The sequence below is a fragment of the Aeromonas sp. 55A genome, from assembly GCF_051919665.1.
Taxonomy (GTDB): Bacteria; Pseudomonadota; Gammaproteobacteria; order Enterobacterales; family Aeromonadaceae; genus Aeromonas; species Aeromonas veronii.
Window position 1 is genome coordinate 568,260 of sequence record NZ_JBQBEH010000008.1, and the last position, 14,785, is coordinate 583,044.

The 14,785-nt window shown below is 55.5% G+C and carries 14 protein-coding genes and 2 tRNA genes; 2 read left to right on the plus strand and 14 right to left on the minus strand.

Annotation, left to right across the window (positions count from 1 at the left end; all coding sequences use genetic code 11):
- Window positions 1–7: 7 nt before the first annotated feature.
- From infB to rlmE, 11 genes are all read right to left on the minus strand, one after another.
- Window positions 8–2,713 carry a translation initiation factor IF-2 gene (gene infB / locus ACTG2G_RS06525; RefSeq protein WP_216951946.1) on the minus strand — a complete coding sequence of 902 codons (2,706 nt, stop codon included), beginning with the start codon at window positions 2,711–2,713 and terminating at the stop codon, window positions 8–10.
- Window positions 2,714–2,737: 24 nt separating this feature from the next.
- Window positions 2,738–4,237, minus strand: a complete 1,500-nt coding sequence (gene nusA, locus ACTG2G_RS06530) for a transcription termination factor NusA (protein ID WP_421387218.1) — start codon at window positions 4,235–4,237, stop codon at window positions 2,738–2,740.
- A 14-nt stretch (window positions 4,238–4,251) separates the two neighbouring features.
- Entirely contained in the window at window positions 4,252–4,710 is a 459-nt protein-coding gene (rimP, locus tag ACTG2G_RS06535) for a ribosome maturation factor RimP (RefSeq protein ID WP_005338809.1), read from the minus strand.
- 166 nt (window positions 4,711–4,876) lie between these two features.
- Window positions 4,877–4,953 (minus strand) — tRNA-Met (locus ACTG2G_RS06540).
- Between the two features lie 92 nt (window positions 4,954–5,045).
- Window positions 5,046–5,130 (minus strand) — tRNA-Leu (locus ACTG2G_RS06545).
- Window positions 5,131–5,137: 7 nt separating this feature from the next.
- Entirely contained in the window at window positions 5,138–5,464 is a 327-nt protein-coding gene (secG, locus tag ACTG2G_RS06550) for a preprotein translocase subunit SecG (protein ID WP_005338811.1), read from the minus strand.
- Window positions 5,465–6,229: a triose-phosphate isomerase gene (gene tpiA / locus ACTG2G_RS06555; protein WP_123173651.1), complete on the minus strand. Its 765-nt coding sequence runs from the start codon at window positions 6,227–6,229 to the stop codon at window positions 5,465–5,467.
- A gap of 131 nt (window positions 6,230–6,360) precedes the next feature.
- On the minus strand, window positions 6,361–7,695 hold the full coding sequence (gene glmM, locus ACTG2G_RS06560) for a phosphoglucosamine mutase (protein WP_421387219.1): 1,335 nt from the start codon (window positions 7,693–7,695) through the stop codon (window positions 6,361–6,363).
- A 15-nt stretch (window positions 7,696–7,710) separates the two neighbouring features.
- Window positions 7,711–8,556, minus strand: coding sequence for a dihydropteroate synthase (folP, locus tag ACTG2G_RS06565; RefSeq protein ID WP_421387220.1), 846 nt, complete (start codon window positions 8,554–8,556; stop codon window positions 7,711–7,713).
- A gap of 59 nt (window positions 8,557–8,615) precedes the next feature.
- Entirely contained in the window at window positions 8,616–10,562 is a 1,947-nt protein-coding gene (ftsH, locus tag ACTG2G_RS06570; protein ID WP_005343537.1) for an ATP-dependent zinc metalloprotease FtsH, read from the minus strand.
- Between the two features lie 45 nt (window positions 10,563–10,607).
- Window positions 10,608–11,237, minus strand: coding sequence for a 23S rRNA (uridine(2552)-2'-O)-methyltransferase RlmE (gene rlmE, locus ACTG2G_RS06575; RefSeq protein WP_005338828.1), 630 nt, complete (start codon window positions 11,235–11,237; stop codon window positions 10,608–10,610).
- 97 nt (window positions 11,238–11,334) lie between these two features.
- Here rlmE and yhbY point away from each other — a divergent pair, with 97 nt between their 5' ends.
- Both yhbY and ACTG2G_RS06585 read left to right on the plus strand, forming a co-directional pair.
- On the plus strand, window positions 11,335–11,631 hold the full coding sequence (gene yhbY / locus ACTG2G_RS06580) for a ribosome assembly RNA-binding protein YhbY (RefSeq protein ID WP_005338829.1): 297 nt from the start codon (window positions 11,335–11,337) through the stop codon (window positions 11,629–11,631).
- 103 nt (window positions 11,632–11,734) lie between these two features.
- On the plus strand, window positions 11,735–12,316 hold the full coding sequence (locus ACTG2G_RS06585; protein ID WP_139461167.1) for a PilZ domain-containing protein: 582 nt from the start codon (window positions 11,735–11,737) through the stop codon (window positions 12,314–12,316).
- A 76-nt stretch (window positions 12,317–12,392) separates the two neighbouring features.
- On the opposite strand, the gene greA is transcribed toward ACTG2G_RS06585, so the two are convergent.
- From greA to pomA, 3 genes are all read right to left on the minus strand, one after another.
- The gene (gene greA / locus ACTG2G_RS06590) at window positions 12,393–12,869 is read right to left on the minus strand and encodes a transcription elongation factor GreA (protein WP_005343528.1); all 477 of its coding nucleotides are present in this window, start codon (window positions 12,867–12,869) and stop codon (window positions 12,393–12,395) included.
- Window positions 12,870–13,025: 156 nt separating this feature from the next.
- Window positions 13,026–13,919: a flagellar motor protein MotB gene (locus tag ACTG2G_RS06595; protein ID WP_005349528.1), complete on the minus strand. Its 894-nt coding sequence runs from the start codon at window positions 13,917–13,919 to the stop codon at window positions 13,026–13,028.
- A gap of 8 nt (window positions 13,920–13,927) precedes the next feature.
- Window positions 13,928–14,686 carry a flagellar motor protein PomA gene (pomA, locus tag ACTG2G_RS06600; protein ID WP_421387221.1) on the minus strand — a complete coding sequence of 253 codons (759 nt, stop codon included), beginning with the start codon at window positions 14,684–14,686 and terminating at the stop codon, window positions 13,928–13,930.
- Between the last annotated feature and the right edge of the window lie 99 nt (window positions 14,687–14,785).

The following is a 14,785-nucleotide window of genomic DNA, read 5'->3' on the forward strand; positions in this document are numbered from 1 at the left end:
TCTCGGCTTACAGAGTCCGTTGGATTTCAACAGTCTCGTAAACTTCGATCTGGTCGCCTTCGCGCACGTCGTTGTAGTTCTTGACCGCGATACCACACTCGTAACCGTTGCGAACTTCGTTGACGTCATCCTTGAAGCGGCGCAGGGATTCCAGCTCGCCTTCATAGATAACCACGTTGTCACGCAGAACGCGGATACGGTTGGAACGCTTGACCACACCCTCGGTAACCATACAGCCAGCAACGGCGCCGAACTTCGGCGACTTGAAGACGCTACGCACTTCAGCAAGACCGATGATCTCCTGACGATACTCTGGGGCCAGCTTGCCGCTCATGGCCTGCTTCACTTCGTCGATCAGGTCATAGATGACGGAGTAGTAACGCAGATCCAGGCTCTCGGATTCGATAACCTTGCGCGCAGACGCGTCGGCACGGACGTTGAAACCAACCAGGATGGCGCTGGAAGCGGCAGCCAGGGTCGCGTCGGTTTCGGTGATACCACCTACGCCGGAACCCACGATCTTCACCTTCACTTCGTCGGTGGAGAGTTTGACCAGCGCATCGCAGATCGCTTCCACAGAACCTTGTACGTCGGCCTTGATCACCACGTTCACTTCGGACACTTCGCCCTCGGTCATGTTAGCGAACATGTTTTCCAGCTTGGCCTTCTGCTGGCGAGCCAGCTTGACTTCGCGGAACTTGCCTTGACGGTAGAGCGCCACTTCACGGGCTTTCTTCTCGTCACGAACAACGGTGGCTTCGTCACCGGCAGAGGGAACGCCGGAGAGACCCAGGATTTCCACCGGCAGGGACGGACCCGCTTCCTTGATCTCGCGACCCAGTTCGTCACGCATGGCGCGAACACGGCCGTACTCGAGACCACACAGAACGATGTCGCCCTGACGCAGAGTACCTTCTTGTACCAGTACGGTAGCAACCGGACCACGACCTTTATCCAGGAAGGATTCGATCACGACGCCGTTGGCCATACCGTCAACCACCGCTTTCAGCTCCAGTACTTCAGCCTGGATCAGGATGGCTTCCAGCAGATCGTCGATACCCTGACCAGACTTGGCAGATACGTGCACGAACTGGCAGTCTCCACCCCAATCCTCGGACATGACGTTGTAACGAGCCAACTCGGTCTTGACGCGATCCGGATCCGCTTCCGGCTTGTCGATCTTGTTGACTGCCACAACCAGCGGCACACCGGCAGCCTTGGCGTGCTGGATAGCTTCGATGGTTTGCGGCATCACGCCGTCGTCAGCAGCAACGACCAGAACAACGATGTCGGTCGCCTTGGCACCGCGAGCACGCATGGAGGTAAACGCCGCGTGACCCGGAGTATCCAGGAAGGTGATCATGCCGCTATCGGTCTGAACGTGGTAAGCACCGATATGCTGGGTAATACCACCGGCTTCGCCAGCAGCAACCTTGGCTTTACGAATGTAGTCGAGCAGCGAGGTCTTACCGTGGTCAACGTGACCCATGATGGTAACGACAGGTGCGCGCGGCTTGGCTTCGGAGGTCTCGTCACGATCGGACAGTACCGCCTCTTCCAGCTCGTTCTCGCGGCGCAGCACAACCTTGTGACCCATCTCCTCAGCGACCAGCTGAGCGGTCTCTTGGTCGATCACCTGGTTGATGGTGGCCATGGCCCCCATCTTCATCATCGCCTTGATGACTTCAACGCCCTTGACGGCCATCTTGTTGGCCAGCTCGGCCACTGTGATGGTCTCACCGATGACAACGTCGCGGTTCACCACGGCAGCCGGCTTGTTGAAGCCGTGCTTCATGGCGTTCGGGGTAGCGACCTTGCCACGTTTGCCTTTACGGGCACGCGGATCACGGGAGTTGCGATCATTGCGATCATCATCGCGACGACCCGCCTTTTTCGGGGCCTTGACAGCGGCAGCGGCAGTACGACGGCTGGTCTCTTCTTTGCGATCCAGCTCGTCTTCTGCAGCTTGCGCATGCTTGTTGGTTGTCAGGTGATAATCGCTGCTCTCTTTGGCACGAGCGGCTTCTTCTTCAGCCCAGCGGGCTGCGTTCTGTTCCGCCATGATGCGAGCCTCTTCGGCTTTCTTCGCGGCGAGTTCTTCAGCTTTTTTCAAAGCTGTCTGTTCCTGTTGGCGCTTCAGTTCTTCTGCTTCGCGCTTGGCCATCTTTTCTGCCTCTTGCTGAGCTGTGCTACTGGCTGCTTTGGCGGGCTGTTGAGCCTGTCGAGCCTTTTGTTGTGCCTCGATCCGCGCCTTTTCCTCAGCTTCACGACGAGCCTGCTCAGCCTCACGGCGAGCCTTCTCTTCAGCGTCGAGGCGAGCCTTCTCTTCGGCTTCACGACGAGCTTTTTCTTCTGCTTCCAAACGCGCTTTTTCCTCGGCTTCCGCCTGACGCTGTTCTTCTTCCAGCGCCGAGCGTCTTACATAGGTGCGAGATTTGCGAACTTCCACCTGCACTTCTTTGTTCTTGCCGCCGGTTCCCTGAACACTGATGGTGCTCTTGGTCTTGCGCTGCAAAGTCATGCGGGCAGGAGCGGCGACCTCGTCACCTCCATGCTGTTTCTTCAGGTGTGCCAGCAGAGTCTGCTTTTCAGACTCGCTGACCATGTCGTCGGCCTTGCTCTTGCTGATACCGGCATCGACAAACTGCTGGAGAAGACGATCAACCGGTGTGTCGATGTCAGTGGCAAGTTGTTTGACTGATACTTCTGCCATTCATTTTCCTCCGTTTGATCTTACTTAAGACTGCTCTTCTCCGAACCAACAGATATTGCGAGCAGCCATAATGAGCTCACCCGCCTTCTCGGCAGTCAGCCCTTCAATACCAGCAAGGTCATCAATACCTTGCTCAGCCAAATCTTCCAGGGTGCCCACGCCGCGGCCCGCCAGAGCGTATGCCAGTTCACGACTCAGACCGTTCAGATTGAGCAGCTCTTCGGACGGCTCGACGCCATCAAAGGACTCCTCTTTGGCCAGCGCCTGGGTAGTCAGGGCATCTTTGGCACGCTTGCGCAGCTCTTCGACCATGTCTTCATCCAGACCGTCGATAGCCAGCAACTCGTTGACCGGTACGAAGGCGATCTCTTCCAGGGTCGAGAAGCCCTCTTCCATCAGCAGACCGGCGAAATCGTCATCGATATCCAGGGTGCTGGTGAACAGGTTCATGATGCGGTCGTTCTCGGCCTGGTGCTTGGCACGCATGTCCTCAACGGTCATCACGTTCAGCTCCCAACCGGTCAGCTGGGAGGCCAGACGCACGTTCTGACCATTGCGACCGATGGCCTGGGCCAGGTTGGCAGCGTCCACGGCGATATCCATGGTGTGGTTGTCTTCATCAACGATGATGGAGGCCACATCGGCAGGTGCCATGGCATTGATCACGTACTGGGCCGGGTTGTCATCGTACAGCACGATGTCTGCACGCTCACCGCTCAGCTCTGCGGAGACAGCTTGCACACGGGCACCACGCATACCGATACAGGCACCGATCGGGTCGATACGACGATCGTTGGTCTTCACCGCGATCTTGGCGCGGGAACCCGGGTCACGGGCAGCGCCCATGATTTCGATCATCTCTTCGCCGATCTCCGGTACTTCGATACGGAACAGCTCTTTCAGGAAGTCCGGGCTGGAACGGCTGACAAACAGCTGGGAACCACGGGCTTCTGGACGTACTGCATAGAGCAGGCCACGGACACGGTCGCCCGGGCGGAAGGTTTCACGCGGCAGCATGTCATCACGGAAGATCACGGCTTCAGCATTGCTGCCCAGATCCAGAATGACGTTGTCGCGGTTGCTCTTCTTGACGACACCACTGATGATGGTGCCTTCTTTATCTTTAAACTGATCAACTACTTGTGAACGCTCCGCTTCGCGCACTTTCTGCACGATAACCTGCTTGGCGGTCTGGGTAGTGATACGGTCGAAGGTGACAGAATCAATCTGGTCTTCAACATATTCACCGACCTGGATATCCGGCTGATCAATCTGAGCAGCTTCCAGGGTAATCTCGGCGTAAGGGTTCTCCATCGCGGCTTGATCTGCGATTACCAGCCAGCGACGATAGGTGTCGTAGTCACCAGTCTTGCGATCGATTTCGACCCGAACTTCAATCTCGCCTTCATATTTCTTCTTGGTCGCAGTCGCCAGCGCGGTTTCCAGAGCCTGGAAGATCTTCTCGCGGGGTACCGCTTTCTCGTTGGATACTGCGTCAACGACCAGCAAAATCTCTTTATTCATATCCGATAGCCTCGTTAACCAAAGTTCGGCACTATGTTCGCTTTTTGGATATTGGTGAAAGCCAACACGTCGTCCTTACCATCTACTGTCAGGGTGATCATGTCGCCTTGCACAGCTTTGATTACGCCTTTGAACTTGCGGCGGTTGTTTGTTGCCATCCGAAGCGTTACCGCCGCCTCTTGGCCAACGTATTTTTCGAAATGGGCAACCTTGAACAGGGGACGATCCAGGCCTGGGGAGGATACCTCGAGGTAGTACTCCTCGGTGATGGGATCTTCGACGTCCATGATGGCGCCAACCTGATGGCTGACCTCAGCACAGTTCTCGACAGTCACACCCTGCTCGCCGTCAATATAGACACGCAAGGTGGAGTGTTTACCCGCGCGGATAAACTCAATACCCCAAAGTTCAAAACCCAAGGCAACGACCGGAGCCTCGAGCAGATCGGTCAAACGTTGTTCCAACGTAGCCAAAGTCACCCTCCGAAAAACAAAAAAAGGGCATAAAGCCCAGATAGATATCGATTCAGAGTAAATTGCACATAACAAAAAGCCCCGATGTCAAATCGGGGCTTGGCGCTTTACCCTGATTGTCGCCTCGCAGCGACCGCCTTCCTGAGCGTAGGAAATGCGTGAAATTTGGTTGCGGGGGCCGGATTTGAACCGACGACCTTCGGGTTATGAGCCCGACGAGCTACCATGCTGCTCCACCCCGCGTCCGAAATCGTGCGAGATTATAGCCACTTCACTCTCTCGATACAAGACTGACTGGCTATAATACACTCGGCTTCCCGAGCTCACTGCTTAATTGGTGCCGTGGGCGGGACTCGAACCCGCACACCCTAGAGCACTACCCCCTCAAGATAGCGTGTCTACCAATTCCACCACCACGGCAAAACTCTTACTCGGGAACGTCAGTATCTTTCTTCACTGGCGCTTTGGTCTGCTCAACCTGTTGGGTTTGTTGCAGATTTTCCCATTCACTACCCTGCTTTACCTTGTTGCTGGACATAGATCCGAGCACCAGGCTGATAACGAAAAACAGAGTAGCCAAAATTGCTGTTGTTCGGGTCAGGAAACTGCCTGAACCACCGGAGCCGAATACTGTGTTCGATGCCCCTGCGCCGAAGGAGGCGCCCATATCAGCCCCTTTACCTTGCTGAATCATCACCAGACCAATCAGAGCCAGTGAAACCAGCAGATAAACGACTAAAAGAATCTCGTACATTTAACTTGCACCCTTTGCCGCTTCAACAATTCCTAAAAACGCATCGCTATCAAGACTCGCTCCGCCAATCAGTCCGCCATCAATGTCGGGCTGTGCAAACAAATCTCTCGCGTTGCTCGGCGTTACGCTCCCACCATAGATGATTCTAACTTTCTCACCTATTACCGGAGTATCCTCCGCCAAGCGACCACGTATAAAGGAATGAACCTCTTGTGCCTGCTCGGGTGTGGCGCATTTACCTGTACCTACAGCCCAAATCGGCTCGTAGGCGATGATAGCATTATCGAAAGCCATCGCGCCATTTTTCTCTATGACGATATCCAGCTCTTCAGCGATCACCTCGAAGGCTCTTCTCGCCTGCCTCGCCGCACCTGATTCACCTAAACAGAGGATGGGAATCAAGCCTGCCGCTCTGGCTGCCGCAAACTTCTCTGCGACGATAAAACTGGTCTCACCAAAAAGACGCCTGCGCTCGGAGTGCCCTACCAATACGTAACGACACCCTGCCTCAACCAGCATCTGACACGAGATTTCTCCAGTGTAAGCGCCAGTAGCGTGCTGACTCACATTCTGAGCCCCCAACCTTATTACTTTCTGCTCATTGAGTAGTGAAGCGCTAAAGTCGAGATGCACATGGGAAGGACAGAGAACCACATCTACTTTTCCGTCAACGCCGTTTAGGCACTGACTCGTAAACTGCTCTAACTGCGACCTACTACCGTGCAACTTCCAATTGGCTGCTACAAACGGCTTGCGATGTCCCATCGGCAACTCCCTTGCGAAAGCGGGGCTGATAATATCCAGAGGATGCTCAGCTGACAAGTGCTATTTTTAAATTTTTGAATCGTTTGAACAAGATACAACCAGGGCGGCTAAAAAGTCGCCCTGGTTGTTCATTAAAACGCCGATTCAACCTGCTTGGCGATGCGCTGAGCCATGTCACGCACCTGCTGTTCATGCTCCCCTTCGACCATGACCCGGATCAGCGGTTCGGTACCTGATTTACGCAACAGTACGCGACCACGACCAGCCAGCTCCTGTTCCACCTTGGCAACCTCAGCCATGACAGCATCAGCGGCCAGCGGATCCTTGCCTTCGGCAAAGCGAACATTCACCAGTACCTGCGGGAACTTGCTCATGCCGGAGCGCAGCTTGGCCAGCGGCATCTCGGCACTGCACATGGCGGTAAGCACCTGCAAGGCGGCCACAATGCCATCACCCGTAGTGGTCTGATCCAGACAGATTATGTGGCCGGAGTTCTCGCCACCGATACGCCAGCCCTTCTCTTCCATCATCTCCAGCACATAGCGGTCACCCACCTTGGCACGGGCAAACGGAATGCCCAGGGTTTGCAGCGCCAGCTCCAGACCCATGTTGGCCATCAGAGTGCCGACGACCCCCCCCTTGAGGCGACCATTGCGCAGGGCATCGCGTGCGATGATATAGAGCACTTCATCACCGTCGATGAGATAGCCGGTGTGGTCGACCATGATTAGTCGGTCGCCGTCACCATCAAAGGCAACCCCCAGATCGGCCTTGCACTCCAGCACCTTGGCAACCAGCGCGTCAGGCGCAGTCGAACCGACACCATCATTGATGTTGAGACCATCCGGGGCACAGCCCATGGTGATCACTTCGGCACCCAGCTCGCGGAATACAGACGGTGCAATGTGGTAAGTGGCGCCGTGGCCACAGTCGACCACCATTTTCACCCCATCCAGATTCATGTGAGAGGGGAAGGTGCTCTTGCAGAATTCGATATAGCGACCGGCGGCATCATCAATGCGCACCGCTTTGCCAAGTTCGGCCGACTCGACACACTTGAGCTCGTGATCCAGCTCGGCTTCGATAGCCAGCTCGACATCATCGGGCAGCTTGGTACCGTCGGCGGAGAAGAACTTGATGCCGTTGTCGTAGAAGGGGTTGTGGGAAGCACTGATGACGATGCCAGCTTCGGCACGGAAAGTTCGAGTCAGGTAGGCAACCGCCGGCGTGGGCATCGGCCCCATCAGAATGGCCTTGAGGCCTGCCGCGGAGAGCCCCGCTTCCAGCGCGGATTCCAGCATGTAACCGGAGATGCGGGTATCTTTGCCAATCAGCACCTTTTTGGTGCCCTTCTTGGAGAGCACTTTGCCGGCAGCCCAACCCAATTTCATTACAAAATCAGGGGTGATCGGGTATTCACCAACCTTGCCGCGTACACCATCGGTACCGAAATACTTTCTTGCCATTGTCTGTTCTCTTTATTATCTGGAAATAAAATCTTGTCCCGTCATTGCCAGCCAACCTACGCGCAATGCGTCCATGGTCTCCCGTACATCGTGTACCCTGATGATGCGGGCCCCATGCTGCATGCCGATAAGGGTGCATGCCAGACTGCCCGCCAGACGCTCATCCACCGGACGGCCCAGCAGGTTGCCTATCATAGACTTTCGCGACATCCCCACCAATAGCGGCAAGCCATAATCAAGCAGTTCCTTTTGAGCCGCCAACAGCTGATAGTTGTGTGCAAGGGTTTTGCCAAAGCCATATCCCGGATCCAACAACAGCTCTTCACGACGGATCCCGACCGCCAGACAAGCCGCAATACGCTCATCAAAGAAGGCGCGTACCTCCCCGATCAGGTCGTCATAGTGCGGCTCGACCTGCATGGTTCTCGGCTGCCCCTGCATATGCATCAGACAGACCGGAACCCGCGCTTCGGCCGCGGCCTGCAGCGCTCCAGGCTCTTGCAGCGCCCGCACATCGTTGATCAGATGGGCACCCGCCTTGCAACCCTCCCGCATCACAGCCGCTTTGGAGGTATCGAGGGAGATCATCACATCCAGCTCACGAACCATCTGCTCCACAACAGGAATGACCCTGTCCAGCTCCTCCTGCTCGTTCACATCGGGCGCACCAGGGCGGGTTGACTCGCCACCGATGTCGATGAGGGTCGCACCGTCAGAGACCATCTGGCGCGCATGGGCCATTGCCCGTTCAAACTGGTTGAAATTACCGCCATCGGAGAAGGAGTCGGGCGTCACATTGAGGATCCCCATCACATGGGGACGATCGAGGGAGAGGCTGAGCCCCTTGCTGGTTAACTGCATTTTCACGTCCATCTGATAAAGAAAAACCCCGGGCAAGCCCGGGGTTTGGAGAGTCACAATTATTTGGCCGGAGCATCGTTGGCTTTGTCGATAGTGACATCCGCCACCGGTGCAGCCTCATCGGCAGGCTTGGCCTCGGCAGCCACGGTGGAACCACCTTGCGGAGTATCACCGTGCTCGTCATGCCAGTTGCTCGGAGCACGTACCTCGCGACGCGCCATCAGATCATCGATCTGTTTGGCGTCGATGGTCTCGTACTTCATCAGCGCATCTTTCATGCTGTGCAACACGTCCATATTATCCAGCAGGATCTGCTTGGAACGGGCGTAGTTGCGGTCGATGACCTGCTTGACCTCTGCATCGATAACACGAGCGGTATCGTCGGACATGTGCTTGGCCTTGGCCATGCTGCGACCGAGGAACACCTCGCCATCTTCTTCCGCATAGAGCATTGGGCCGAGACGCTCGGACATACCCCACTGGGTCACCATCTTGCGTGCAATGTCGGTCGCCCGCTCGATATCGTTGGACGCGCCGGTCGATACCTTCTCGGCACCGTAGATCAGCTCTTCTGCCAGGCGACCGCCATACAGACTGGAGATCATCGACTCCAGATGCTGCTTGGAGTGGCTCCAGCGATCCTGCTCCGGCAGATACATGGTCACACCCAGCGCACGACCGCGCGGAATGATAGAGACCTTGTAAACCGGGTCATGATCCGGAACCAGACGACCAATGATGGCGTGGCCAGCTTCATGATATGCAGTCATCTCTTTTTCGGACTCTTTCATCACCATGGAGCGACGTTCCGCACCCATCATGATCTTGTCCTTCGCCTTCTCGAACTCGGCCATGGAGACCACTCGGCGGCTCTCACGGGCAGAGAAGAGAGCTGCTTCGTTGACCAGGTTGGCCAAATCCGCACCGGAGAAACCGGGGGTACCACGGGCAATCAGCGCCGGATTGACGTCATCCGCCAGCGGAACTTTACGCATGTGCACTTTCAGGATCTGCTCACGACCACGGACATCAGGCAGACCGACCACCACCTGACGGTCGAAACGGCCCGGACGCAGCAGTGCCGGATCCAGTACGTCAGGACGGTTGGTGGCAGCGATGACGATAATGCCTTCATTGCCTTCAAAACCATCCATCTCGACCAGCATCTGGTTAAGGGTCTGCTCACGTTCATCGTGACCGCCACCCAGACCGGCGCCACGCTGGCGACCGACCGCATCAATTTCATCGATGAAGATGATGCAGGGGGATGATTTCTTGGCCTGTTCGAACATGTCACGCACCCGGGAGGCACCTACACCAACGAACATCTCCACGAAATCGGAACCGGAGATGGTGAAGAACGGCACCTTGGCCTCGCCCGCAATAGCCTTGGCCAGCAGGGTCTTACCGGTACCGGGAGGACCAACCAGCAGCACACCGGTCGGGATCTTGCCACCCAGTTTCTGGAATTTGCTCGGGTCGCGCAGATAGTCGACCAGCTCCTTCACCTCTTCCTTGGCTTCATCACAACCTGCAACGTCAGCAAAGGTAGTCTTGATCTGATCTTCGCTCATCAGGCGAGCCTTGCTCTTGCCGAACGACATGGCACCTTTGCCACCGCCGCCCTGCATCTGACGCATGAAGAAGACCCAGACACCGATCAGCAGCAGCATCGGGAACCAGGAGATGAAGATAGAGGTCAACAGAGACGGCTCTTCCGGCTTCTCGCCCATCACTTTGACATTGTGATTGAGCATGTCGTTGAGCAGCTGGGGATCCGGCGCAGGGATGATGGTGGTGAATCGTTCACCAGTACGCTTGACGCCATTAATGACCTTACCGTCCATCCGCACTTCACGGATCTGCTCTTGGGTCACCTCTTTAACGAAGCTGGAATAGTCCAGCTGGCGACTGGTGGTATCGCTGGGGCTGAAGCTATTGAACACCGACATCAAAACGACGGCGATGACCAGCCACAGGATTAAGTTTTTCGCCATGTCACTCAAATCAGTAACCTCGCAGACTGACAGTTAACGATGAAGGTTAGGGTACTACAGTTTAAAACCGGTAGCCACAATGTAGACTTCCCGTGATCTGGCGCGGGATGAGTCTGGTTTACGAATTTTGACAGCGGAGAAAAGTTTACGAATTTCATTGAGATAGGCATCAAAGCCCTCTCCCTGAAACACCTTCACTACGAAACTGCCGTCACTACGCAATACCTGATTGCACATGTCCAGTGCCAGCTCGACCAGATACATGGCGCGAGCCTGATCCACCTGCTGGGTACCGCTCATGTTGGGCGCCATATCAGACATCACGACATCGACCTTGTCGGGACCCACTCGTTCCAGCAAGGCGCCGAGTACAGTTTCCTCCCGAAAGTCCCCTTGCAGGAAATCGACACCAGCAATGGGATCCATCGGCAAAATGTCACATGCGATGACGCGACCCGAATCACCAACCTGTTCAACCGCAAACTGGGACCAACCACCGGGGGCAGCACCCAAATCCACTACGGTCATGCCATGTTTCAGCAAGCGATCCTTGCCCTGGATCTCGTCAATCTTGAAAACAGCACGAGAACGCAGGCCCATTTTCTGGGCTTTTTTGACGTATTGATCGTCGAAATGTTCTTTTAACCAGCGAGTTGAACTGGGGGAACGTTTTTTCTGGGTCATGATAATCGACTTTAAAAAACCACAAGGGTTATTAGTATTAAGGGCTAAGTGGGGGTAGAATACGCCCCTTTCAACCCTGACTTATGAAGAAATTGCGATGATTCTCAACAATAAACAGAAACAGTACCTCAAGGGCCTTGCCCATAGCCTCAAGCCTGTCGTCCTGCTGGGTCAGCATGGTCTGACCGAAGGTGTACTGGCCGAGATCGATCTGGCACTGAACCATCACGAGCTGATCAAGGTTAAGGTTGCCTCTGAAGATCGCGAAATGAAACAACTGGTTATGGATGCTATCGTCCGTGAAACCGGTTCAATCAAGGTGCAAAGCATGGGTCATGTGCTGACCATTTATCGTCAAGCCAACGAACCCAAAATCCAGCTGCCCCGCAAGTAAAAGGAAAGAGCATCGCTCTTTCCTTATTCCACTTCTTCCCGAGTCGCTTGCCAAAGTAGTCGCAAAGCCCTTAACCTGCGATGAATACTTCCGGACACGCATTATGGCTCACCATCCTATTCTGACCGACGATGAGCTGGCCATGCTGCGGGACTTGGGGAGCAATCAGGACACCCATGTTCTGAGTGGTCACCTCGATGCCCCCATGCTTGGCTTGCTGCAAAAAGCCGAACACCTTGTACTCGAAGCCCGCTTCGCAGGCCATCAGCTGCGTTTTCCTCTGAGCTTTACCCAAGGGGAAGATGGCTTCGTCGAGCCCCGCTTATCTGCACCGGTCATCAGGGAGCTGGGGTTTGCCCAACCGCGCGCCTGGCGTCTCACCCAAAAAGCCAAGCTATGCAGCGAACTGGGCCTGTTTCAGGTACTCAGCCTCTCCCTCAACGGCCTCATCGTGGAAAATTTGCCGACCGACATGGTGGCCGATACCCCCATCAACGGCGAGCTCTGCATCGAGCAAGAGCCCCCTCTTCCACTACAGGGCCGACTGGTTAGGCGCATTAAAGCCAATGCCGACCATGCCACCTGGGCACTGAGCTTTCAAATGAGCGAGAGCAACATCGAACGGCTGCGCCACTGGTTGTTTCAGCGTCATCAGGACGCCTTTACCGAGGCATATCTGTCCTGATTTTTATCAATCATCATATAGATAAAGACAAACAGGGGAGCACCAGCCCCCCTGTTTCATCGTCTGTAGCATTCGCTTAGATATAAGCGACTTCCAGTACTTCGTATTCCACATCGCCAGCAGGGGTCTTGACGATTGCAACATCGTCCACTTCCTTGCCAATCAGGGCGCGGGCAATGGGGGAGTTGACAGAGATGAGGTTCTGTTTGATATCAGCCTCATCGTCACCCACGATGCGGTAAACCACCTCTTCCTCTGTCTCGCTCTTGAGCAGAGTCACTGTCGCGCCAAAAATAACGCGGCCGTTGTTGGTCATCTTGGTGACATCGATCACCTGCGCATTGGAGAGCTTGGCTTCAATCTCCTGAATGCGGCCTTCACAGAACCCCTGCTGCTCGCGAGCGGCATGGTATTCGGCGTTTTCCTTCAGATCGCCGTGCTCACGGGCATCGGCAATCGCTTCGATAATCTGGGGACGAAGCTCGGTCTTGAGATAATCGAGCTCTTCGCGCAGCTTCTCAGCGCCGCGAACAGTCATCGGAGTATGATTCATAGTCGAAACCTGGGTTGCTTGAAAATAGAAACTGCGGCCATCTGCAAGGAGGCCGCAGCAATCGGTTCGGATGAGGCATCTTAATATGAAGCCAACACAAAATCCACGTCAGCCCCCTGATGCAGATCCCACTTGCGTCATCGGCATTCCCCTCGCTTACTTCCCTTCCGGTACGGAAATGGGGGCCGAAACGGTCGGTTTGCCCTGCATGATGGCGATCTCCACCCGCCGGTTCATCCGACGATTTTCCGGGGTGGTATTGGGCACCAATGGTTGGGAGTCCGCCATCCCCTGCACCACCAGCCGCCCCTGATCAAAACCGGGGACCTTCAGCATCTGGTGCGCAACCGCCACCGCCCGTTGCGACGACAACTCCCAGTTGGACTGGAACAGCTCATCTTCGGTCGCCACGTTGTCGGTGTGACCGGAGATGGTGATTTCACCCGGCACATCCTTGAGCAAGGTCGCGACCTTGCGAATGACCGGCCAGAACTGTGGCTGCAGAAATGCCGAACCGGCCGGGAAAGACGCTTTTTCCCTGATCCGGATGATGATCTGCTGGCCCAGCGCCTCAATTTCGATGGCGCCATCCTGGATCTGATCTTTCATCTGCTCGGCGAGGGCTTTGGCCAAGGTATTGGACTGTTCTTGCGCCTTCTTCGCATCCTGCGCAGTATCGCCCCCCGTCTGTTTGCCATCACTCTTGTCCTGACCACCGGCCTGATCCGACTCGCCGGGCAGAAACTCCAGCTCGGTCTGGGTCAGATCGATAGTCTGCTGCATCACGGTATCAATTGGCGTGGGTTCTGGGCGACCGGGCCTGAACTCCTGGGCAATCACCGAGGTTCCCTTGGGAATATCTTTCACCTCAAGGATGTTCTGTACCCCGAATGCCTTGTCCATGGAACCGGCGATCTGCTTGAATTTCTGCACATCCATCTCGGCAAAGGAGAGCAACAGCACGAAGAAGCACATCAGCAACGACATCAGGTCGGCAAAGGTTCCCATGTAACCAGGGAGCCCTGGTGGCGGGCACTTGCAATCAGACATAACGCCCCCTATTCGGTGCCGGTATTACGTTTGGACTGGTTCAGATAGTTTTGCAGCATGGACTGGATCACCCGCGGGTTCTGACCATCCTGAATCCCCATAATGGCATCAAGGATCAGGGTACGACTGAGCTTCTCCTCCCCGCTGCGCAGCTCCAGCTTGTCGGCAATCGGGATCGCCAACATATTGGCCTCTATCGCACCGTACAGGGTGGTAAGCAAGGCCACCGCCATCGCCGGCCCGATCGACTTGGGGTCACTCATGTTGGCCAACATGGCCACCAGACCCACCAACGTACCTATCATCCCCATAGCAGGGCCCAGATCCCCAAGGGTACGGAAGACCTTGATGGCAATGACATGGCGCTCGGCTGTCAGGTCGATATCCTTTTCCATCACGGCACGCACCACTTCGGCATCGTGACCATCCACCAGCATGTCGATCCCTTTTTTCATAAATGCATTGGGGATCTCTGCGGCCTCCAGCGCAAGAAAGCCCCCTTTGCGAGCCGCGTCAGCCAGTTCAACGGCTTTGGTAATCAGGTCTTCAAGCTTGTCGCCCTTGTACATAAAGGCTTTACCCGCCACCTTGAATGCCATCAGGAACTGGCCAAGGTTGAACTTCATCATGGCGATGAAGATGGAACCAAAGATGGTGATGTAGACCGATGGCATATCCACATACATGCTCATGGGCCCACCCAGCAGCATGCCGTACACCACCACCCCGAAACCCAGCACTATCCCTATCAGACTGCCTAGATCCACGTCCCTACTCCTGTCACCGGTTCTTATGCCTAATTATAGTTTGTTGAATTTTCTGCTATTGCGACCCTAGCGGCAAGCATGCATCCACTGAGAATGATG